22 protein-coding genes and 1 riboswitch are annotated in these 21,267 nt (G+C 38.4%); of the genes, 5 read left to right on the forward strand and 17 right to left on the reverse strand.

Annotation, left to right across the window (positions count from 1 at the left end):
- Positions 1-27: 27 nt before the first annotated feature.
- A riboswitch (TPP riboswitch) is annotated at positions 28-129 on the reverse strand.
- A gap of 34 nt (positions 130-163) precedes the next feature.
- The 8 genes from AB4X21_RS09915 to AB4X21_RS09950 all read right to left on the reverse strand — a co-directional run bounded on the left by AB4X21_RS09915 (position 164) and on the right by AB4X21_RS09950 (position 8,826).
- On the reverse strand, positions 164-436 hold the full coding sequence (locus AB4X21_RS09915; RefSeq protein WP_003009183.1) for a Veg family protein: 273 nt from the start codon (positions 434-436) through the stop codon (positions 164-166).
- A 1-nt stretch (position 437) separates the two neighbouring features.
- Positions 438-1,796, reverse strand: coding sequence for a replicative DNA helicase (dnaB, locus tag AB4X21_RS09920; RefSeq protein ID WP_369087934.1), 1,359 nt, complete (start codon positions 1,794-1,796; stop codon positions 438-440).
- Between the two features lie 25 nt (positions 1,797-1,821).
- Positions 1,822-2,274, reverse strand: coding sequence for a 50S ribosomal protein L9 (rplI, locus tag AB4X21_RS09925; protein ID WP_003012899.1), 453 nt, complete (start codon positions 2,272-2,274; stop codon positions 1,822-1,824).
- The gene (locus AB4X21_RS09930; protein WP_003012850.1) at positions 2,271-4,250 is read right to left on the reverse strand and encodes a DHH family phosphoesterase; all 1,980 of its coding nucleotides are present in this window, start codon (positions 4,248-4,250) and stop codon (positions 2,271-2,273) included. The genes rplI and AB4X21_RS09930 overlap by 4 nt, the downstream gene beginning before the upstream one ends.
- A gap of 195 nt (positions 4,251-4,445) precedes the next feature.
- Complete coding sequence (gene mnmG / locus AB4X21_RS09935; RefSeq protein WP_151379386.1) at positions 4,446-6,356, reverse strand: tRNA uridine-5-carboxymethylaminomethyl(34) synthesis enzyme MnmG; 1,911 nt, start codon at positions 6,354-6,356, stop codon at positions 4,446-4,448.
- 8 nt (positions 6,357-6,364) lie between these two features.
- Positions 6,365-6,820: an NUDIX hydrolase gene (locus AB4X21_RS09940; protein WP_369087935.1), complete on the reverse strand. Its 456-nt coding sequence runs from the start codon at positions 6,818-6,820 to the stop codon at positions 6,365-6,367.
- 137 nt (positions 6,821-6,957) lie between these two features.
- Positions 6,958-8,079, reverse strand: coding sequence for a tRNA 2-thiouridine(34) synthase MnmA (gene mnmA, locus AB4X21_RS09945; RefSeq protein WP_003012790.1), 1,122 nt, complete (start codon positions 8,077-8,079; stop codon positions 6,958-6,960).
- A 204-nt stretch (positions 8,080-8,283) separates the two neighbouring features.
- Complete coding sequence (locus AB4X21_RS09950; RefSeq protein WP_320911056.1) at positions 8,284-8,826, reverse strand: LysM peptidoglycan-binding domain-containing protein; 543 nt, start codon at positions 8,824-8,826, stop codon at positions 8,284-8,286.
- Between the two features lie 228 nt (positions 8,827-9,054).
- Between AB4X21_RS09950 and sdaAB the strand changes: the two genes are divergently transcribed.
- The 3 genes from sdaAB to AB4X21_RS09965 are packed head-to-tail and all read left to right on the forward strand — an operon-like array spanning position 9,055 to position 11,239.
- The gene (gene sdaAB, locus AB4X21_RS09955; protein WP_003002135.1) at positions 9,055-9,726 is read left to right on the forward strand and encodes an L-serine ammonia-lyase, iron-sulfur-dependent subunit beta; all 672 of its coding nucleotides are present in this window, start codon (positions 9,055-9,057) and stop codon (positions 9,724-9,726) included.
- 9 nt (positions 9,727-9,735) lie between these two features.
- Positions 9,736-10,608: an L-serine ammonia-lyase, iron-sulfur-dependent, subunit alpha gene (gene sdaAA / locus AB4X21_RS09960; RefSeq protein ID WP_369087936.1), complete on the forward strand. Its 873-nt coding sequence runs from the start codon at positions 9,736-9,738 to the stop codon at positions 10,606-10,608.
- A 1-nt stretch (position 10,609) separates the two neighbouring features.
- Positions 10,610-11,239 (forward strand): HAD hydrolase-like protein, encoded by a 630-nt coding sequence (locus AB4X21_RS09965; protein WP_369087937.1) that lies wholly within the window; start codon positions 10,610-10,612, stop codon positions 11,237-11,239.
- Between the two features lie 26 nt (positions 11,240-11,265).
- On the opposite strand, the gene AB4X21_RS09970 is transcribed toward AB4X21_RS09965, so the two are convergent.
- The 8 genes from AB4X21_RS09970 to AB4X21_RS10005 form a co-directional block, all read right to left on the reverse strand.
- A complete protein-coding gene (locus AB4X21_RS09970; protein WP_369087938.1) occupies positions 11,266-11,916 on the reverse strand; it encodes a LysM peptidoglycan-binding domain-containing protein in 651 nt (216 codons plus the stop codon).
- 157 nt (positions 11,917-12,073) lie between these two features.
- The gene (locus AB4X21_RS09975; RefSeq protein ID WP_003010805.1) at positions 12,074-12,871 is read right to left on the reverse strand and encodes an energy-coupling factor transporter transmembrane protein EcfT; all 798 of its coding nucleotides are present in this window, start codon (positions 12,869-12,871) and stop codon (positions 12,074-12,076) included.
- Positions 12,864-13,706 (reverse strand): energy-coupling factor transporter ATPase, encoded by an 843-nt coding sequence (locus tag AB4X21_RS09980; protein ID WP_155172773.1) that lies wholly within the window; start codon positions 13,704-13,706, stop codon positions 12,864-12,866. The genes AB4X21_RS09975 and AB4X21_RS09980 overlap by 8 nt, the downstream gene beginning before the upstream one ends.
- Entirely contained in the window at positions 13,691-14,515 is an 825-nt protein-coding gene (locus tag AB4X21_RS09985) for an energy-coupling factor ABC transporter ATP-binding protein (RefSeq protein WP_155172775.1), read from the reverse strand. Before AB4X21_RS09985 ends, AB4X21_RS09980 begins: the two co-directional genes overlap by 16 nt.
- Positions 14,516-15,055, reverse strand: coding sequence for a CDP-diacylglycerol--glycerol-3-phosphate 3-phosphatidyltransferase (pgsA, locus tag AB4X21_RS09990; protein WP_155172777.1), 540 nt, complete (start codon positions 15,053-15,055; stop codon positions 14,516-14,518).
- 31 nt (positions 15,056-15,086) lie between these two features.
- A complete protein-coding gene (locus AB4X21_RS09995) occupies positions 15,087-15,494 on the reverse strand; it encodes a helix-turn-helix domain-containing protein (protein ID WP_003009210.1) in 408 nt (135 codons plus the stop codon).
- Positions 15,495-15,520: 26 nt separating this feature from the next.
- Positions 15,521-16,795 (reverse strand): pitrilysin family protein, encoded by a 1,275-nt coding sequence (locus AB4X21_RS10000; protein WP_151379384.1) that lies wholly within the window; start codon positions 16,793-16,795, stop codon positions 15,521-15,523.
- A gap of 8 nt (positions 16,796-16,803) precedes the next feature.
- Complete coding sequence (locus AB4X21_RS10005) at positions 16,804-18,051, reverse strand: pitrilysin family protein (RefSeq protein WP_151379383.1); 1,248 nt, start codon at positions 18,049-18,051, stop codon at positions 16,804-16,806.
- Between the two features lie 155 nt (positions 18,052-18,206).
- Between AB4X21_RS10005 and yaaA the strand changes: the two genes are divergently transcribed.
- Together yaaA and recF are read left to right on the forward strand one after the other, a co-directional pair.
- Complete coding sequence (gene yaaA, locus AB4X21_RS10010; protein WP_155127499.1) at positions 18,207-18,569, forward strand: S4 domain-containing protein YaaA; 363 nt, start codon at positions 18,207-18,209, stop codon at positions 18,567-18,569.
- Entirely contained in the window at positions 18,569-19,663 is a 1,095-nt protein-coding gene (recF, locus tag AB4X21_RS10015; protein ID WP_369087939.1) for a DNA replication/repair protein RecF, read from the forward strand. The genes yaaA and recF overlap by 1 nt, the downstream gene beginning before the upstream one ends.
- Before the next feature lie 45 nt (positions 19,664-19,708).
- Here recF and guaB read toward each other — a convergent pair whose 3' ends face one another.
- Positions 19,709-21,190, reverse strand: coding sequence for an IMP dehydrogenase (gene guaB, locus AB4X21_RS10020; RefSeq protein ID WP_003009220.1), 1,482 nt, complete (start codon positions 21,188-21,190; stop codon positions 19,709-19,711).
- Positions 21,191-21,267: the final 77 nt, after the last annotated feature.

The raw sequence follows: 21,267 nt of genomic DNA on the forward strand, positions 1-21,267 counted from the left end.
GGATTGCACAAGGTCACTCATAACGAAAAACACATTTCATTTGTTTCCTACGCTGGCATTACCCAGATCAGGTGCGGTCGAAGCTTACACTTCCTCTCAGACTGTACACAGACTCCCATATGTATTTATTATAATAACTGATTTAGACGATAAAAGCAAGAAATTAATCCAAATAACGAATTAAATTTTTCTCTGTTAAAATATCTGAATAGGTGTAAGACTCCACGTATGTATTGGCCGGTTCACCTGGTAAGCTATTGTCGTTCGTATACTCGATAATAAATAAAGAAGGATAGACCTCAATCAAGCGTCCAAATTTATTTTTTTGACGTTTCCGTCCATTTTCAAGTGTCATTTCAACCACTTGTCCTTCATGGGCCTTGATTTCTTCTTTAATTTTTTTCATTTTTGCAACATCTGTAAATGCATCACTCATCTTATTGATCCTCTCTCTTTGAAATACTTGAGAATTTATTGTATTCCTTTTGGAATATTAATTCGACTGTCCCACGCGCACCTGAACGGTTTTTCTCGATAATCACTTCAACCGTATTATTAGGCATTCCATCTTCTTCCTCTTCACCAGCTCGATCATAATAATCATCACGGTACAAGAAAGCAACAATATCCGCATCCTGTTCAATCGATCCAGATTCACGAATATCAGAAAGAACAGGACGTTTGTCTTGGCGCTGTTCCACACCACGTGATAGCTGACTCAAAGCAATGACGGGAACTTTTAGTTCCTTAGCCAAAATCTTTAACTGACGAGAAATTTCTGAAACTTCCTGTTGACGGTTTTCTCTTCCAGTCCCTGTAATCAGCTGCAGGTAGTCAATCAGAATAAGACCGAGATTCCCTGTTTCCTGCGCTAATTTTCTTGCTCTCGAACGAATCTCAGTGATCCGAATTCCTGGGGTATCATCGATGTAAATACTCGCATTGGCCAAATTTCCTTGAGCAATGGCATATTTCCGCCATTCTTCATCCGTCAATTGACCTGTACGAATCGAATGGGATTCAATCAAGCCTTCAGCTGCTAACATCCGGTCAACCAAACTTTCAGCACCCATTTCTAATGAGAAAATAGCCACTGTCTTATCCAACTTTGTACCGATATTTTGAGCAATATTTAGAGCAAAGGCTGTTTTCCCTACTGCAGGACGAGCCGCTAAAATAATCAACTCTTCCTCATGTAGCCCTGTCGTCATATGGTCCAAATCGCGATAGCCTGTCGCAATACCCGTAATATCAGTGGTTTGAAGCGAGCGGGCTTCCAAGCTACCAAAGTTACTATTCAAGATGTCTCGAATATTTTTAAATCCACTACGATTTGCGTTTTCACTAACATCAATCAGAGCTTTTTCAGCACCCGCAATGATTTCATCTGAAGGACTTGCACCATCATAAGCTTGATTAATACTTTCCGTTAATCGAGAGATCAATCGACGTAAGACAGCTTTTTCGGCAACAATCTTCGCGTAATACTCTGCGTTAGCTGAAGTTGGTACCGAATTAATGACTTCTACCAAATAGGAGAGACCGCCAATATTTTGGAGATCCCCCTGACTATCTAAAATATTTCGAACAGTCGTCGCATCAATCGCATCCCCGCGGTCAGCTAGATCGATCATGGCTTTAAAAATCAAACGGTGCGAGTACTTAAAGAAGTCACCAGGCTCGATATATTCACGAACAAAGACCAATTTCCCCTCATCAATAAAGATGGCCCCCAACACTGATTGTTCAGCTTGGATATCCTGAGGTTGTGTTCGTAATTCCTCTAACTCAGCCATAAAATAACCTTTCTATCGATCGTGTTTACCCTTCGTTTACACAAATATTAATCACACCTGTAACATCTTGATAAATTTTTACAGGAACGTCAATCAAACCTGTTGAACGAATTGGAGAGGAAACTTGGATATGACGTTTATCAATTTTAATGCCAAATTGTTTCTCAAGCTCTTCTGCAATCTTTTTATTGGTAATAGAGCCGAAAGTACGGCCATCTGGCCCAATTTTTTCAGTGAATTGAACAACAGTTGCTTCTTCTTCTAATTTTGCTTTAATCTTTTGCGCTTCCGCTAACAATTCAGCATGCGCTTTTTCTTCTGACTTTTGCTTTCCACGAAGTTCACCGATTGCTTGGGCATTGGCTTCTTTCGCAAGATTTTTCTTGATCAAAAAGTTTTGTGCATAACCAGTAGGCACTTCTTTAATTTCGCCTTTTTTACCTTTACCTTTTACATCCGCTAAGAAAATAACTTTCATTCTACATTCTCCTTTTCCATAGTTACTTCGCTTTCAATAGTCTCAATCAGTTGTTGACGAATACTCATCAAATCTTGACCCTCAATTTGAGAGGCCGCCGAGTTGAAATGACCTCCTCCACCAAGCTGTTCCATGATACGCTGTACATTGACTTTGCTTCGACTTCGTGCAGAGATTGAGACAGTTCCACTTTGATTACAAGCAATGACAAAGGTTGCTTCCACCTCAGACATGGCAAGCATACTATCAGCAGCCTTACTAATGGTTACTGAATCATAGGCTTTAGTTGTATTAGCACAAGCTACGATGATATGCGGAAAAATCTTTTCACCAGTCAAGATCAGTTCGTTCACTTCGCGGTACTCATCAAACTGAATAGCAGAGATCTCCTGGATGGCTACACTATCACTACCTCTTGAACGAAGATAACTCGCCACATCAAAGGTCCGACTTGTAACACGAGTGGAGAAGTTCTTAGTATCCAGCATGATTCCAGCCATCAAGACACTAGCTTGAATCTTCGTCAACCGATTTTTCTTCGACTTCTGGAACTGAATCAGTTCACTAACCAATTCGCTCGCACTACTTGCTCCACTTTCAATATAGGTGATCAGAACATTTTCAGGGAAATCATCATCCCGACGGTGATGGTCAATGACAATAATCTGTTGAAATTCCTGATAAAACTCTTTTGAAAGAGTCAAGGCTGTCTTAGAATGGTCAACCATAATTAACAAAGAGCGATCCGTCACCATTTGCATGGCTTCCTCTAGGGTAAGGATTTTCGTTACCTGCTCTTCTTCTAGTTTCGCAATTGCTCTTGAAATATCACTAGCCATTGCATGCGGGTCATAGACCACATAAGAGGAAGCCAAAATATTGCTAGAGAAAAACTGCATTCCCACAGACGCTCCTAAAGCATCCATATCCAAGTTTCTATGTCCAACAATGAAGACTTGATCAACGGATTTAATCTTATCCGAAATAGCTGTCATCATAGCGCGTGTGCGAGTCCGAGTCCGCTTCACAGCCGAAGCTGTTCCCCCACCAAAGAAAATAGGGTTTTTCTGTTCATCATTTTCTTTGACTACTGCTTGATCCCCACCACGAACTTCCGCAAGGTTTAGGTTCAAGAGAGCCACTTTACCAATCTCATCATGCTCTCCATCACCGTACGAGAATCCCATACTTAAGGTAATAGGTAGCTCACGATTTTTAGCTTCTTCACGGAATTGATCGATAACTGAAAATTTTGATTCCATCAACTGTTCTAAGACCGTGTAGTCTGTAAACAAATAGAAACGATCCATCCCCACACGTCTGTAAAACATATGGTAATGAGCTGTAAACTCTTCTACAAAGTTGGCAATAAAACTATTGATATTGCTAATATCAGAGTCTGAAATGACATCTTCTAGATCATCATAGTTATCAACAGAAATAATACCGATAACAGGACGAGTTGTCACCAATCCCACAGTTGCTTCATACTCACTTGAAACATCAAAAAAGTAAACAACACTAGACGTCTGATCAAAGTAAACAGAATATTTCTTATCGGCTACAGTGACATAATGACCTTTATCCTCGAACAGAGTATTGAGTAACTTTTTCAATGATTCAACATCAAAGTCCCCATCATCTGTTGAAAAAATCAATTCAGCATAAGGGTTGAACCACTCTACTTCATTTGACTCTTCATTAATTTTGATAACTCCAACAGGCATTTTATCAAGGAGGGATGCTAATCCGCTTTCTGCCTGATGGTTAACATATTGTATTTGTTCTAATTCATCTAACTCTGAAATTTGTAACTGGTATTCAAATAAAGCAATCAATCCAGCTAAGACTAAAAAAATTGCAACGAGAGTTACATAGCCTTTGCCAAAGATTCTTAAAAAAATTGCTAAAATTGCAAATGAAATAAAACCAATTAATACATAATGGATGAACGATAAACGAAATTTTTTCATCATAAACCTCTTCTCGGAATTATACCATAAATAGAGGTAAAAAGCGAGGTTTCTCTCTATATTACAGAGAAGATCGACCCGTAAAAAGCTCTTCCTCTGCTTCACTACTTTGTAAACATCATTTACAACTTTGTAAATAGCAACAACAGATTTCAATCCATAAAATTGAGGCTGAAACATCATCTCAGCCCCATTTGATTAGTGGTTTGCTTTGTTTTTGGAGATGCTCCGCGATTTACCTTCCAAGTAAACCATTAAAATAGAGATATCCGCTGGATTGACACCTGAGATACGACTTGCTTGACCAATCGTTTCTGGATTAATTAATTTAAATTTTTGACGCGCTTCGGTTGCAATAGAGTCAATATCATCCCAGTCAATATTCGCAGGAATTCGTTTTTCTTCCATACGCTTCATTTTTTCGACTTGGTCCATTGCTTTTGAAATATAGCCTTCATATTTAATTTCAGTTTCAATCAATTCAATGATTTTATCATCCAGTTCTTCAGCTGCAGGACCGATAAATTCTACCACATCTTGGTAAGAGACTTCTGGTCGTCTCAAGAATTCTTTAGCAGTGACAGCATCTGTCAATGGTTTAAAGCCCATTGCAGCAACCTTCTCATTGGTTTCCTTTACAGGCTTTAACTTAATGCTATCTAAACGCTTCATCTCGTTTTCAAACTGATACTTCTTAGTTTCGAAACGTTGCCAACGTTCATCATCTACCAATCCAATTGCTCGTCCCATTTCTGTCAAGCGCATATCGGCATTATCATGACGCAAAATCAAACGGTATTCTGCACGGCTTGTTAACAAACGATACGGTTCGATCGTTCCCTTTGTTACCAAATCATCGATCATGACCCCAATATAACCATCACTGCGTTTCAAAATGAGTTCCGGTTTTCCTTGGATTTTTAGAGCCGCATTGATCCCTGCAATAATCCCTTGACCAGCTGCCTCCTCATAGCCAGACGTTCCATTAGTTTGGCCAGCTGTAAAGAGACCTGAAATTTTCTTGGTTTCCAAAGTTGCGCGCAATTGATGAGGCAAAACCATATCATACTCAATCGCATAACCCGTTCGCATCATTTCTGCCTTCTCAAGTCCCTTAATAGAATGGACGAGATCCCGTTGAACATCCTCTGGTAAACTCGTTGACAGCCCTTGAACATAGACTTCTTCTGTATTTCGTCCCTCAGGTTCTAAGAATAGTTGATGACGCTCTTTGTCAGCAAAACGGACAATTTTATCCTCAATGGACGGACAATAGCGAGGACCCACTCCCTTTACAACCCCTGTAAACATAGGTGCCCGGTGCAAATTATTCTGGATAATTTCATGGCTATGCCCATTGGTATAAGTCAACCAACAAGGAACCTGATCCTTTACATAATCTTCATCACGCGATGTATAAGAAAAGTGATTTGGTGTTTCATCTCCTGGCTGAATCTCTGTCACATCGTAGTTGATAGAGGAAGCCTTGACACGTGGAGGGGTTCCTGTCTTGAAACGACCGATTTCGAGACCCAGTTCCTTGAGATTGTCAGCTAGGTTAATCGAAGCTAGGCTGTGGTTTGGTCCTGATGAGTACTTGAGGTCTCCGATGATGATTTCCCCACGGAGTGCAGTCCCTGTTGTCACGATAACAGCCTTGGCAGCATACTCTTGATGAGTCGCTGTACGAACACCGACAACCTTGCTATCTTCCACCAAAATCTCATCAATCATAGTTTGACGAAGAGTGAGATTTTCTTGATTCTCAACTGTCTTACGCATTTCTTTTGAGTAAAGTTCTTTGTCTGCTTGAGCCCGAAGTGCACGAACCGCAGGACCTTTACCAGTATTGAGCATTTTCATTTGGATGTAGGTCTTGTCGATGTTCTTCGCCATTTCACCACCGAGGGCATCGACTTCACGCACGACAATCCCCTTAGCAGAACCACCAATAGAGGGATTACAAGGCATAAAAGCCAGCATTTCAATGTTAATAGTCGCAAGTAAGACCTTACAACCCATACGGCTAGCAGCTAGGGAGGCTTCTACTCCCGCATGCCCCGCACCGATTACAATGATATCGTATTCTTCAATAAAATTATAAGTCATTTTTTCTCCTATTTCTCAAGATGGATGTGTCGTAATTTTCCGTCCCATTCTGGTAGGGCTGATTTTAAAAAGGCTGGTTTCAGGTCAACAGTATATAAATCATCGAAAGCAATCCAACGGCAAGGTAATTGCTTTGTATCTTCCTGCATGACCAAAGGTGCATCTTCTAGCAAGTCCACTAAATAATGAAATTCAATGTTATGGTAGTGGATTCCAGCTTGTTCAAAGTGATTTTCAACCACGAAAGCTAACGGACCTGCTGTAGATGTGACACCAAGTTCCTCTTTGACTTCCCGAACCACCGCATCTTCTGTAGTTTCATTGACTTGAATAGCACCTCCGATTGTATAACAGCCGTCCTCATCTTCTATGACGAACAAGCGGTTATCTTTTACAATCAAAGCAGTCGCTCTCACACCAAAAACAGTAGAACCTATTTTCGTCCGAAAATCCTGTTGCTTCATTTTACTTCCTTTCGAAATCACACAAAAATAGTCAAAACTCTGAGAAGTGCAGGACAAAAAAGCCTGCAACATCCATGAGCTTTGACCATCATTTCTATTGCTTTTATTATTGTAGCAAATTGAGAAAATTTGTCAATCTAAATATACTGACAAACTTTTCCATCCCGATAAGCATTGTCAATCAAGCCACCGCCTAGACACTCTTCACCGTCGTAAAAAACAACAGCTTGTCCTGGTGTAATGGCTCGTTGAGGTTCTGCAAAAATCACTTCTGCCTTGTCACCTTTAACGTGTACAGTCACCTTGGAATCCGGTTGACGGTAGCGGAACTTAGCTGTACACTCTAATGTAAACTCTTCTGGCATATCTCGTGTAAAGTGAACTTGACTAGCCTGTAAACTTGTTGACATCAATGCTTCATGGTAGAAGCCTTGACCGACATAAAGAATATTTTGACTGAGGTCTTTACCAACTACAAACCATGGAGCATTGTCTCCACCTTGTTGGCCACCAATTCCAAGTCCACCCCGTTGACCGATTGTGTAATACATCAAACCAGCATGTTCGCCCATATCTCGTCCATCGATGGTCATCATTCGACCTGGTTGGGCAGGAAGGTAGTTCCCTAGAAATTCTTTGAAATTCTTTTCTCCAATAAAGCAAATTCCAGTTGAGTCTTTCTTTTTAGCTGTTGCCAATCCAGCTTCTTCAGCTAGACGGCGGACCTCAGGCTTTTCCAAATATCCCAATGGGAACATGGTTTTTTGAAGTTGTTCTTGTGACAGTTGGCTTAAGAAATAAGTTTGGTCCTTACCGTTGTCAACGCCACGTAACATATGAACAATGCCGTCCTCATCACGCGCCACGCGCGCATAGTGCCCTGTCGCTACATAATCGGCACCGAGTGTCATGGCATAATCTAAGAAGGCCTTAAATTTGATTTCCTTATTACACATGACATCCGGATTTGGTGTTCGACCAGCTCGGTATTCGGCAAGAAAATATTCAAAGACACGATCCCAGTATTCTTTCTCAAAGTTGACAGAATAGTAAGGAATGCCAATTTGGTCTGCAACCGCTGCTACATCTTTGTAATCTTCTGTAGCTGTACAGACGCCATTTTCGTCTGTGTCGTCCCAGTTTTTCATGAAGATGCCGATGACATCGTAACCCTGTTGCTTTAATAATAAAGCTGTTACAGATGAATCCACACCACCACTCATACCAACGACAACACGTGTTTTCGAGTTATCACTCATAGATTTCTCCCATCTTTTCGTTTCTCACGATTGAAGGTCGTGGTTTGCTTCAACGATTGAAGGTCGTTTTGAGCAGTTACCATTTTAACACGCTTTATATTAGAAAACAAGCATCTTACTATTCTTTTTGTTGATCAGGATCGATGGGTTTACAGGTCTGTAAATATAAAAAGAGTCCTATTCAAGAACTCTTTTCATACGAATTTAATACCATCCATTTGCCAACCAGAAATTTTTAGCTGCTGACCATGATCCATAACGGCTGACAACATATTGATTGGCCACTTTTTCTTGGTTTGCAGGTGATAAATCACCATTCAAATAAGTGATAGTCAATTGGTAACGACCATAATATTGGCCATTTTGTGCTGTATAACTACCACTTGACTCTTTTTGGGCAATCCATTCCTTAGCAGCTGCATCTTCCGCACTCAAGCCATCTGAAGCAGAGACAGTAGTTGTTGCTTGTGTAGTATCAGTTTTACTAGCAGGAGCTTGCTCCGTGGTTTTCTGCGTTGTATTTGCATCTTCAATCTCAAGAACTTGACCAACTGAGATGAGATTCACGTTACTAATCTTATTTTTCTTAGCAATTGCATTAACCGTTGTGTTCTTCTCTTTAGCAATAGCTGATAAAGTATCACCTGATTTTACAGTATAAGAATCTGCATGCGCTACAATTGGAAGGAAAAGGCCTGCAAGTAAACTAAGTCCAATAATTCGTTTCATCATTTGTTTTTTATTCATTATTCTGTACTCCTTTATTGGTATACCTCTATACTACACAAGAAATATTTCATATTTATTGAAATAATGTGTCAAATATTTCAGTCAGATGTTAGAAATACTAAAATTCCAGGATAATATAAATGCTTTAAGCCCCCTTTAAGATTTCTCAGATATTTCGGGAAAAATAGAAGAAATCATCAGCCATATCTGATATAATGAAGTAAAGTGATCACAAAGGAGCAGAGCATGAACTCTTTAAAATTCCAATCAGTTTTTGATATTATTGGACCTGTGATGATTGGCCCATCCAGTAGTCACACTGCAGGTGCTGTTCGAATTGGTAAAATTGTTTCTTCTATATTTGGAGAGGAGCCAAAAGAAGTTGAGTTTCAATTATTTAATTCCTTCGCCAAAACCTATCGTGGTCATGGAACAGATTTAGCCTTAGTAGCGGGCATCTTAGGAATGGACACAGATGATCCTAGAATCCCAGATAGTCTAAAAATTGCACATGAACGAGGTATTCGGATTGTTTGGTCTATTCAAAAAGAAAGCAATGCTCCTCACCCAAACACAACGACTATTACTGTAAAAAATGACCATAAAACGATTTCTGTCACTGGAATCTCAATTGGGGGTGGGAACATACAGGTTACTGAATTAAATGGCTTTGCCATCTCGCTAAATATGAATACTCCAACCATTATCATTGTTCACCAAGACGTCCCTGGAATGATCGCTCATGTGACAGAAGCTCTTTCTCGCTATGATATTAATATTGCACAAATGAATGTGACGCGGGAAAAAGCTGGAGAAAAAGCGATTATGATTATAGAAGTTGACTCCAGGAGTTGTGAAGCAGCTATCGAAGATATCCGTAAAATCCCTCATCTTCATAATGTCAACTTTTTCAAATAAGGAGTTCATATGTTTTATTCAATTGTAGACCTCGTAGAACAAGCAAGCACGCAATACGAAGGAAACGTTGCAGAGTTAATGATTGCAACTGAATTTGAACTAACTGGTCGTGAACGAGAAGAAGTCCTACGATTAATGACCCGTAATTTAGAAGTGATGATTGATTCTGTAAGGTTAGGGTTAAATGAAAACCACTCTCGTAGTGGGTTAACCGGTGGGGATGCCGCAAAATTAGATCGCTATATCAAATCAGGAAAAACGTTATCTGACTTGACAGTCCTAACCGCAGCGAAGAATGCTATTGCTGTCAACGAACACAATGCTAAAATGGGACTGGTCTGTGCAACACCCACTGCAGGATCTGCTGGTCGCCTTCCCGCAGTTCTCACTGCAACAACCCAAAAATTAGGGTTAAACCGTCAGCAACAATTAGATTTTCTACTGACAGCTGGAGCTTTTGGTTTAGTCATCGCCAATAATGCTTCTATTTCAGGTGCAGAAGGTGGTTGTCAAGCAGAAGTCGGTTCTGCTTCAGCTATGAGTGCGGCTGCATTGACACTAGCTGCCGGGGGAACTCCTTATCAAGCGAGTCAGGCAGTCTGTTTTGTCATCAAAAACATGCTTGGCCTCATTTGTGATCCAGTAGCAGGACTCGTGGAAGTTCCATGTGTCAAACGAAACGCAATGGGAGCCAGCTATGCCTTCATTGCTGCTGATATGGCCTTAGCAGGCATTGAATCAAAAATACCTGTTGATGAAGTTATTGACGCCATGTATCAAGTTGGTTCCAGTCTTCCAACTGCCTTTAGAGAAACAGCTGAAGGAGGATTGGCAGCAACACCAACCGGTCGAAGATTACAAAAAGAGATATTTGGAGAATAACATGCAAGCCTTATTTTTTGACTTAGATGGGACATTAGTAGACAGTTCTAATGGAATTATAGAAAGTTTTCAATATACATTTGATACTTTAAAGGTTTCTCAACCTGATCTTGAAACTATTCGAAGTTTTATGGGACCACCTTTGATTTCTAGTTTTGAAGCCACCCTTCCTGAAGCTTTGGTGGATCAAGCAGTGACTATCTATCGCCAGTATTATCATGAAAAAGGTCAGTACAAATCAACTCTGTTTCCTCAGATAGTAGAAGCTTTGAAAGCATTACAAGACAAAAACATTCCTCTTTATGTAACTACTTCAAAACATGAACCAGTTGCTTTACAGATGTGTCAAGAATTAGGTATCGCTAAATACTTTAAAGGAATTTATGGATCAAATTCAGATCGTATCCACAAAGCCGATGTTATTCAATACGCCTTGTCAATCAATGGCCTTCCAAAAGAAGAGACCGTTATTATTGGAGATACAAAATTTGACCTCATTGGAGGTCAAACAGTCGGTATAAAAACCATGGCAGTTACTTGGGGTTTTGGAGATCTTGAAGAGCTACTGCTTTACTCACCAGATTTTATTTGTCATTCTCCACTTGATATCCTTGAGACATTAAAAAAATAGGTTTACAAATTTGTAAACCTATTTTTTTAATAACCCCAAGCTGACAAACCTTGTGAGCTGTATGCATTATATGCTGCCTGGATTTGATCATCAACCGTTGCAGTTGAACCCCAACCTGGCATTGTTTGGAACAAACCACTTGCACCAGAAGCATTTGCTGCATTTACTTGACCATTTGATTCACGGGCAATGATTGCTTCCCACGTAGAGGCAGGTACGCCAGTCATCTCAGCCATACGAGCAGCCGCATAAGATCCTTGTTCTCCAGCAGTATTACCATTTGATAGAACAATTCCACCATTTGTTGATTGTGCAGAAGTAACTGCAGCATTCGCAGCATAAGTTGTTTGTTTTTGAGCAGTTTGTGCTGCTACAGGTGCTGTAGGTGCACTTTCAGCAGTTTTTGCTTGCTCTTGTGGAGCAACTTTATCAATCATAGATTTCGAACGCTCACCTAACTCAATAATTTGTCCTGCATAGATCAAATCTTCATTGGTCAAATTGTTAGATGCAATAATATTTTCTACTGAAGTGTTATTTTCTAGTGCAATTTTTGATAGAGTATCTCCAGACTTCACTTCGTAAGTTTTAGCATTCACTGTAGCAATACCAGAAATGAAAAGTGATGCTGCTGAAAGTAGGGAAGTGACTGTCCATTGGAACTTTTTACTGTTCATGAATTCTATTCTCCTTTCGAACATAATTCTATCATACACACAAAATGTTACAGTTTATTGTAGAATATATTACAAATGTTACAAGAATATGTGAATTTAATGTAAAAAGCGCTTTGTATAGCGCTTTTTCCTTATTTTTGAACCAATACAACTAGCTCTATCCATTTTTTAGATAAAAAACTATCAACATGAGACACAGAATAACGAGCAATGCCAGGCTATCTTTTACTCCCCACTGCAGAGTCCGATAGCGTGTTCGTCCCTCACCGCCTTTGTACCCTCTCGCTTCCATCGCAATTGCTAATGCATCTGCGCGTTTAAAACTTGAGGCAAACAAAGGAATGAGGATCGGAATAAAGGAACGGATCCTTTTTAATAGATTTCCTTCACCAAAATCAACACCACGCGCCCTTTGCGCATTCATGATTCGATTCGTATCATCTACTAAGGTTGGAACAAAGCGCAAACTCATAGATAGCATTAACCCAATCTCATGAGCCGGAACCTTAATAATTTTTAGTGGTGTAAGGATCTTTTCAACAGCATCTGCTAAACTCAATGGTGTCGTCGTCACGGTTAAAATCGTCGAATAAAAAATGATTAAAATAAATCTACAAAATATGATGGTGGCTTGCATCAATCCTTGGTCGGTTAATTTAAAAAACCACCATTGATACAAAATAGTTCCTTGAGAGGTCGCAAATAATTGAAAAATAGTTGTAAAAGCAATGATAAAAATCATTGATTTTAAGCCTTTAATATAAAAACTAACCGAAATCCTCGTTAGATACATTAAAACAAAAATAAAACCAAAGAGAAGAACATTTGTCTGGATATTATTTGCCCAAAACAGAAGAAATATGAATAAAAACATTGAGAGCAACTTCCCACGAGGATCCAGTTGGTGGATAATGGAGTTTCCAGGAATATACCTTCCTAAAATCATATTATTCATGAAGTAACAGCTCCTTAAGTTCCTCAATTTTGATTGGTAGTCTGTCCAGAGGAAGTCCTCTTCGTTTCAATTGAAGAGCAAAATTCGTAATTTGTGGGACTCCTAATTGAAGTTTTTGTAAATACTCAACCTGTTGAAACACTTCCCTTGGGGATCCGTTTAGGACAAGTTTTCCCGCTTCTAAAGCAAATACGGTATCAGCAAAATTTGCTACATCATCCATCGTATGAGTTACCAGAACTAGGGTCATCCCATTTTTATGTAATGTCTCAAACAACACCATCAATTCCTTTCTTCCAGCAGGATCTAGCCCTGCTGTCGGCTCGTCCAATACTAAAATCTCTGGTTCGATAGCTAAAATACCCGCGATCGCAACCCGTCTCATCTGTCCACCAGATAGTTCAAATGGACTTTTATCATAGATAGACTCTTCTAAACCAACGATCGCTAATTTTTCTTTGGCTATTTCCTCCGCTTTATCCTTAGGTACCCCAAAATTTTGTGGTCCAAAGGCTACATCAGCTAGAACGGTTTCTGCAAACAGCTGACTTTCTGGAAATTGAAAAACCAAACCGACTTTTTTTCTCAGGTACTTCATTTCTTTTGGCTCAGAATGATTATCTAAAACAAAATCTTCAAATTGAATCGTTCCTTTAGTCGGACGCAGTAAACCATTTAGTAATTGCAACAAAGTAGATTTGCCACTACCAGTATGCCCGATAATGGCTGTATAAGATCCATCTTTTATTTCCAAACTAATATCAGAAAGCGCCTGCCCTTCAAAAGGACTTCCCTCTTGATAAGTATAATAGACATTCTTTAAAGAGATTCCCATAGTTGGTCTAATAACTCACTTTCTGTTAGATAATCCTGTTTTAGCGGAAAATGCGAGCTGAGAGATTCTTGAACCTGCTTACTAAAAGGCTTATCTAGTCCAATCTCATTGAGATCATTTCTTGAAAACAATTCCCGTGGCGTCATAGAAGACTCTAGTTTTCCTTTTTGAAACACGAGTGTTCGATCACTTAAGGCAATTTCGGTTAAATCATGGGTAATGGAGATAATTGTTAATTGAAATTTTTTCTGAAGTTCTCTCATTACCGCCATTAGATCCTCTCTGCCTTCTGGATCTAACATACTAGTTGCTTCATCAAGGATAATAATAGTTGGTCTCAAGGCGATAATACCTGCTATGGCCACCCGTTGCTTTTGACCACCTGACAAACGAGATGGTTCGCGATCTTTAAACTCCAGCATACCAACTTGCTCAATAGCCTTCTCTACTCGTTGAAGCATTTCTTCCCGTGGAATTCCTTGATTTTCTAAACCAAAGGCAACATCATCTTCTACTGTTGCACCAACAAATTGGTTATCAGGATTCTGAAATACAATCCCAATTTTACTACGGATTTCCCATATGGTTTCACGAGTCAGTTGTTTTCCATCAATGTAAATCTCACCAGACTCAGCTTCCAAAAGACCATCAATCAGGCGTACAACTGTAGATTTCCCACTACCATTGTGTCCAACAATCGAAAGCCACTCTCCTTGTTTCACGTGAAACGAAACCGTGTCAATTTGATACTCTTCTACTGTTTTATCGTATCGAAAGGATACATTTTTTAGCTCAATCATCTGTTTCATTTATTTAAATGTGTCTTTAAAGAGATAGCTACTTCCCTTAAAGTAGTCGTAACCAGAATAAATTGTAAAAATCAATGCAATATAAAGCAACACTTGCCCTGGAAGAGTCCAATGGCAAAGCAAAAAGATAATGGCAAACATTTGGCTAAATGTTTTAATTTTTCCAGGCATGGCTGCAGCAAGAACTGTACCACCTGTCTCAACAAGTAGAAGACGCAAACCAGTAACAGCTAACTCACGACAAATAATAACGGCTACAATCCAAGCAGGAACCATTTTTAATTCAATCATCATGATAAAGGCTGACATGACCAATAATTTATCTGCCATTGGATCGGCAAATTTACCAAAATTACTAACTACATTCCATTTTCGTGCAAGAAAGCCATCTAAATAATCTGTAATACTAGCAATTGCAAAAATAACTGCTGCTACAATATGTCCTAAGTAAGAATGACTTAAACTTAAAATGGCAATAAAAATAGGAATCATCACAACCCGAATTAATGTCAATGCATTAGGAATATTTTCTTTTTTCATACTTCCTCCAAAAAATAAACTATCTTTACATCTATTTTACAGATGCTGTAAATTCATAAAAATATACGATATAAATCACAAAGCCAAGAATGGCAAAACTCACTAGTAGATAATATAGGATTGGTAACCAGCTCGCTTTCTGTCTTAATTTTCTTGAATGAAGCTCTTCGTCATCTACAAGTATTTCTTCATCAAATAACAATTCTTTTCCTTCGCGAAAAGCTGTCAATAGAATGGACTCATCTAATCCCAAAGCCCATGCTAACTTTTTAAGATAGATCTGAGCGTAAAAGGGACTCGGTAATAGATCAAACTCATCGTTTTCCAACGCTTCTATATAAGGAATTTCAATAGCTGTCTTATTTGACACATCCTGTAAACTTAAGTGTAAATTTACTCTTGACAATCTTAACACTTGACCAATCGTTCTCTTCTTCATGTTTTCCCTTCTTGATACATTGTTTACTACTTTTGAAAAATCATATAGTCAACCATCTCAGCCTGGTCGATGAACTGACGCCCTAATTTGATGATATCTTGTAAACTAATACCTTGTAAAATCTTTGGAAGATCATAAGAAGTGCTACCGTCTGAAAAATATTCAAACTGAGTGGCACTATACTCAAGCGAATTTAAACCTTGTAAGAAATCACCAAACATTTCGCTTTTAATCGTATCCAAATGTTCCTGATTCACATCTGGATCCTTCTCGAATTGTTTGATCGCGGACCTAAATTGATGAGATAAGGACACCGGTTCTTGAGTATCCATTGTCAAAATAACGAAATGAAATAATTCCTCAACCTCGACTTCAAGTGTCAATGAGTTGTCAATTTTCCCAGCTTCGTATAAACTTTGAAACCGTTGCGAAGTCCAACCAAACATCATCGAAAATAGTAATTTCAACATCAATTTATAACGAAATATTTCCTCTTCCTTAATGATATCATTTCCTCGAATTCCAATTGCCAACTTAGGAGTAGCAACTTCCATTCTACAAGATTGATTCAATCTTACTTCATTTTTTTCTACAGGAAAACGTTCTAACTCCACAGATGGATGAGGAGGAACTAGATCATGTTTTTTTACTACTTGCAATACTTCATCAACATCAAAGTTTCCGATCACTAATAAGTGCATTTGAGAGGGATGATAGAATAGATCAAAGTTTTCACGGAGATTATCTATTGTAATGTCAGAAATAGACTCCCTAGTCCCAGCAATATCATCTGCTAACGGCGTTCCAGGATATAAATTTTCTAACGCACCAAAAAATAATCGATAGTCTGGACTATCTTGGTACATTCCAATTTCTTGTTGAATGATTTCTCTTTCCTTAGATACAGATTTTTCTGTAAAGGAAACCTTTGAAACCATCTCCAATAGCAATTGAATATTTTCAGGGACTTTTGAAGTTGTTGAAAAAAGATAACTTGTCTTTGTAAAGCTTGTAAAGGCATTACTTTCCGATCCTAAATGAACGAATTTTTTTAAATAATCTTGACCATTTTCATCTTCAAATACTTTGTGTTCTAGGAAATGAGCAATTCCTGCAGGATATTGCCTTTCATCACCATTCACTAGAATTCGTGTATCCACTGAGCCAAACTTAGTTGTGATTATTCCATAGGTTTCATAATAATCTTCTTTGGGAATTAAATGAATAGTCAACCCATTTGACAAGCGTGTAAAGTAAACTTGCTCACCAACCGATTCATAATATTTTTCTTTAATTTTCAATCTTTACACTACTTTCCTTCCATAAAATAAACAGACTGTAAATTAATTGTTTTTGCCACTTCAATAATTTCTTCTCTACTAACCTTATCGATGGATTCTAACCACTCTTCTAAAGAAAGCACTTTCGTTCCTAGGATCGTTTTCAGATATTCCCTTTCAATCAAGGTATTTTGCCGATCCTGTGCTAATAAGGTCGTATTCACCAACATTTCTTTTGTCAATTGAAGCTCTGACTCTGTAAACTTGCCTCGTTTTAAATCATTCAACTGTCTCATAATCAAGGTCATTACTTTCGTACGAGATTCCTTATCAATGCCTGCAAAAACTCTCATGAAGCCTGTAAAAATATCAAAATGGCTTGAGATGGTATAAGCAAGGCCTTCTTTCTCACGAATTATTTGAAAAAGTCTCGAATGTGAGAAAGCTCCCAGCATCCCATTTAATATAACTAGTGGGATATGGAGAGATTCTCCATACTGGGTAGAAAAATGATAACCTAATTCTAAAATAGATTGTTGGTTTTGTTTTTGCTCTAACTTTTCTCTAACAACATTTGTAAAAGGTTGCTGATAGGTGACAGACAAATTGTTATCACGTGGCTTGAATTCAAACTGGTTCACTCGATCCACAATAGCGAGCTCATTAAAGTCACCTATGAAAAAGAAGTCAATGTTATCTAATTGGAGCATCTGATGAAACTGTTCAAGAGAACTTTGAGCTGTTTCTTGTCTCACTAAATCAACTTTCCCCAATCTTGACATCCCGATTGTTTCGTCTTCAAAAAATAGTTGATTCAATTGCCCATGTGCATAATAATAAGGCTCTTCAATTTCTGACTCCAAATCGGAAATCGTATTTTTCTTTTCAACATCAAATGTATCACTGTCAAAGTGATCTTCTACTACCAAAGGTGAAAAGAAGATAGTTTCTATAATGTCCAAAACCTCATCAGTAAGAACATTTTTCTTGCTCAAAAAGTCATCGCGCACAAAGGAAATATTCAAATCAACATAATGAACACGCCCCCTCTTAGAGACTGAGGTTGACAATTCTACCCCGTATAGACTCGCTAATTTTTCACGGAATAATTGTGAAGTTGGATATTTTTGATTTGCAGTTTCCATCATACAGGCTACTAAAACACGCGCAGCCACGGTATTTTCATCTAATGGCGATGAAAAACGGACCTTAATTTTATTGGTTTTAAATTTTTTTGATTGAAGAAAGTGAAGATTCACGCCCTTTACTAATTCCATTTTCATCCTCGTTCTACTCAATAGTAACTTTCATTATAACACGAAATCACACTAAAATCCTAATTCAAACTGTGAAAAAGCTCCTCAAATCACTCAACATTCTCTACCCTAGAAAAACTAAAAATATGGTATAATAACACGCAAAGAGGTGAACTATGAATTACAAATTATTTGATGATTTTATTACATTACAAGCAATCTTAAAAGAACTCGGTATTATACAGAGTGGTGGTGAAATCAAAGCTTTTCTTCAAGAAAAAGAAGTCTTTGTTAATGGTGAATTAGAACAACGGAGAGGTCGTAAACTTCGTGTCAATGATCAAATTGACATCCCTGAACTGAGCATGACTATCACCATTCTTGAACCTTCTCAAGAAGAAATAGAGGAGCATCTTAAAGAGAAGGAAGAAAAGGAACGTGTTGCTAAACTTGTCAAGCAACTCAATCAACAACAAAAGAAACAACCGACAAAAATTAACAAAAAAGAAAAAGCGATTCGCTTTCCTGGTATCTCCTAATGTGGTTAAAACAGTTATCCATTCAACATTTTCGTAATTATCAAGAACTTGAAGTCGAATTTCATCCTGGATTAAATATTTTCTTAGGTCAAAATGCTCAGGGGAAGACCAATATTCTCGAATCAATTTATTTTCTAGCTTTAACCAGAAGTCATCGAACACGAAATGATAGAGATCTCATCTATTTTGAATCCACCGATTTTAAAGTTTCTGGTCAATTACAAAGAGAAACTGGTCCCCTTCCATTAGAAATTTCCTTGACACCAAAAGGTCGGATAACTAAGGTAAATCATTTGAAACAAGCCAAATTATCGAACTATATTGGCCATATGAATGTTGTCCTTTTCGCACCCGAAGATTTGCAACTGATCAAAGGATCACCTGCAGGCCGTCGAAAGTTTATTGACATTGAATTAGGTCAGATGAAACCTCTCTACTTATCCGACTTATCTCAATACAACCATGTACTGAAACAAAGAAATAGTTATCTAAAAAATTCGGAAAAAATTGATGCTACATTTTTGGAGGTCTTAGATTCACAACTAGCTAGTTTTGGAAGTCGCGTCATCCATCATCGGCTTGAGTTTGTTAAAAAATTAGAAGCTAAAGCAAAAGAAAAACACACTGGACTTTCTGACAACAAAGAAGACCTATCAATTCAATATCAGTCAACTGTTTTTTCTGAAGAAGAAAATGATATAGAGGAGCAGTTTCTCTCTATGTTGGGAAAAAACCGTCAGAAGGATATTTTTAGGAAAACAACAAGCATTGGACCACACAGGGATGATTTAGCATTTTTTATCAATAATATGAATGCTACCTTTGGTAGTCAAGGCCAGCATCGAAGTGTTGTTCTCTCTCTAAAATTAGCAGAAATTGAATTGATGGAAGAAATCACAAGAGAAAAGCCTATTTTATTACTTGACGATGTCATGAGCGAACTTGACAATTATCGTCAACTTCAACTACTTGAAACCATCTCTAATAATATTCAAACATTTATTACAACAACCACTCTCGATCATTTAAAAGAACTGCCTGAAGAGTTGAAAATTTTCACTGTTCAAGCTGGTCATATCAAAACAGCATCTTGACAGTATTGTCAAGATGCTGTTATTTTTGTTTACAAATGTGTAAATTTATTGTGCTGAGTAGTTAGGAGCCTCGTTTGTGATTTGCACATCATGAGGATGGCTTTCTTTCAATCCTGCACCACTCATTTCAACAAATTGTGCATGATCATGTAAATCTTGAATGGTTGCTGCACCAACATAACCCATACCTGAACGAATACCACCGATCATTTGGAAGACCATATCTGCTACAGAACCTTTATAAGCAACGCGTCCTTCAATTCCTTCAGGAACCAATTTATTGGCTTCATTGACAGATCCTTGGAAGTAACGGTCGCTAGAACCTTTCTTCATTGCTGCAATAGATCCCATACCACGGTATGTTTTAAATTTACGACCTTGGAAGATTTCTGTTTCACCTGGTGCTTCATCTGTACCTGCAAGCATTGAGCCAAGCATAACCGCATTTCCACCAGCTGCGAGTGCTTTGACAATATCTCCTGAATACTTGATACCACCATCAGCAATGATCGTTTTTCCATATTCACGAGCTACAGCGGCTGCATCATAAATGGCAGTCACTTGAGGAACACCAACCCCTGCAACAACACGAGTTGTACAGATTGATCCTGGACCAATTCCGACCTTAACTACGTCTACCCCTGCATCAAATAATGCACGAGCACCTTCAGCGGTTGCAATATTTCCTGCAATCAAGGTACGATCTGGGAAGTGAGCACGAATTTCTGCAATCTTACGAAGAACACCCGCAGAATGTCCATGAGCAGTATCGATGACAATAGCATCTGCACCAGCTTCAAAAAGAGCTTCTGCACGTTCAAAAGTATCTGAAGTAACCCCTACGGCACCAGCCACAAGCAAACGACCAAATTCATCCTTAGCCGCATTTGGAAACTCAATAACTTTTTCAATATCTTTGATTGTAATCAAGCCAGAAAGACGACCATTTTCATCTACCAATGGTAATTTTTCAATACGGTGCTCTTGTAGAATGCGTTCAGCTGTTTCCAAATCGGTTCCAACCGGTGCAGTTACCAAGTTTTCACTTGTCATATGATTTGAAATGGGTTGATTGTAATCAGAAATAAAACGCAAATCCCGGTTTGTAAGAATACCAACTAATTTACGATTTTCAAGTGTTTCAACAACAGGAACACCACTGATTCGGTATCGTCCCATCAACTCATCTGCTTCTGCAATTGTATGAGACGGAGTCAAATAGAACGGATCAATGATAACTCCATTTTCAGAGCGTTTTACTTTGCGTACTTCATCTGCCTGTTGCTCAATTGACATGTTTTTATGGATCACACCAAGTCCACCAGCACGTGCCATAGCAATTGCCATTTGACTTTCAGTCACTGTGTCCATGGCAGCAGTAATGATTGGGATATTCAAGCGTAAATTACTTGCTAATTGTGTACTTAAATCTGCATCATTAGGCAATACGTGACTTTCTGCTGGAATCAAAAGCACGTCATCGAATGTAAACCCTTTTTTTAAAAACTTTGTGTCCCAATTAGACATTAGCTGGATCCTCTTTTCTTTTTATTTGAGCAAGGCTCGAATTTTTATTGTTAATATCATACCATTCTATGGCAATT

The sequence above is a fragment of the Streptococcus sp. CP1998 genome (assembly GCF_041026655.1).
GTDB classification, from domain to species: Bacteria; Bacillota; Bacilli; order Lactobacillales; family Streptococcaceae; genus Streptococcus; species Streptococcus dentalis.

Excerpts from the sequence above, each read along its gene's own strand:
- mnmA (WP_003012790.1), bottom strand. The coding sequence starts at position 8,079 with ATGAGTGATAACTCGAAAACACGTGTTGTCGTTGGTATGAGTGGTGGT.
- recF (WP_369087939.1), top strand. The coding sequence starts at position 18,569 with ATGTGGTTAAAACAGTTATCCATTCAACATTTTCGTAATTATCAAGAA.
- sdaAA (WP_369087936.1), top strand. The coding sequence starts at position 9,736 with ATGTTTTATTCAATTGTAGACCTCGTAGAACAAGCAAGCACGCAATAC.
- rplI (WP_003012899.1), bottom strand. The coding sequence starts at position 2,274 with ATGAAAGTTATTTTCTTAGCGGATGTAAAAGGTAAAGGTAAAAAAGGC.
- AB4X21_RS10005 (WP_151379383.1), bottom strand. The coding sequence starts at position 18,051 with ATGGAATTAGTAAAGGGCGTGAATCTTCACTTTCTTCAATCAAAAAAA.
- mnmG (WP_151379386.1), bottom strand. The coding sequence starts at position 6,356 with ATGACTTATAATTTTATTGAAGAATACGATATCATTGTAATCGGTGCG.
- guaB (WP_003009220.1), bottom strand. The coding sequence starts at position 21,190 with ATGTCTAATTGGGACACAAAGTTTTTAAAAAAAGGGTTTACATTCGAT.
- AB4X21_RS09985 (WP_155172775.1), bottom strand. The coding sequence starts at position 14,515 with ATGAAACAGATGATTGAGCTAAAAAATGTATCCTTTCGATACGATAAA.
- AB4X21_RS09995 (WP_003009210.1), bottom strand. The coding sequence starts at position 15,494 with ATGAAGAAGAGAACGATTGGTCAAGTGTTAAGATTGTCAAGAGTAAAT.
- dnaB (WP_369087934.1), bottom strand. The coding sequence starts at position 1,796 with ATGGCTGAGTTAGAGGAATTACGAACACAACCTCAGGATATCCAAGCT.
- AB4X21_RS09940 (WP_369087935.1), bottom strand. The coding sequence starts at position 6,820 with ATGAAGCAACAGGATTTTCGGACGAAAATAGGTTCTACTGTTTTTGGT.
- AB4X21_RS09965 (WP_369087937.1), top strand. The coding sequence starts at position 10,610 with ATGCAAGCCTTATTTTTTGACTTAGATGGGACATTAGTAGACAGTTCT.
- AB4X21_RS09915 (WP_003009183.1), bottom strand. The coding sequence starts at position 436 with ATGAGTGATGCATTTACAGATGTTGCAAAAATGAAAAAAATTAAAGAA.
- pgsA (WP_155172777.1), bottom strand. The coding sequence starts at position 15,055 with ATGAAAAAAGAAAATATTCCTAATGCATTGACATTAATTCGGGTTGTG.
- AB4X21_RS09980 (WP_155172773.1), bottom strand. The coding sequence starts at position 13,706 with ATGGGAATCTCTTTAAAGAATGTCTATTATACTTATCAAGAGGGAAGT.
- yaaA (WP_155127499.1), top strand. The coding sequence starts at position 18,207 with ATGAATTACAAATTATTTGATGATTTTATTACATTACAAGCAATCTTA.
- AB4X21_RS09930 (WP_003012850.1), bottom strand. The coding sequence starts at position 4,250 with ATGATGAAAAAATTTCGTTTATCGTTCATCCATTATGTATTAATTGGT.
- sdaAB (WP_003002135.1), top strand. The coding sequence starts at position 9,055 with ATGAACTCTTTAAAATTCCAATCAGTTTTTGATATTATTGGACCTGTG.
- AB4X21_RS09950 (WP_320911056.1), bottom strand. The coding sequence starts at position 8,826 with ATGAATAAAAAACAAATGATGAAACGAATTATTGGACTTAGTTTACTT.
- AB4X21_RS09970 (WP_369087938.1), bottom strand. The coding sequence starts at position 11,916 with ATGAACAGTAAAAAGTTCCAATGGACAGTCACTTCCCTACTTTCAGCA.
- AB4X21_RS09975 (WP_003010805.1), bottom strand. The coding sequence starts at position 12,871 with ATGAATAATATGATTTTAGGAAGGTATATTCCTGGAAACTCCATTATC.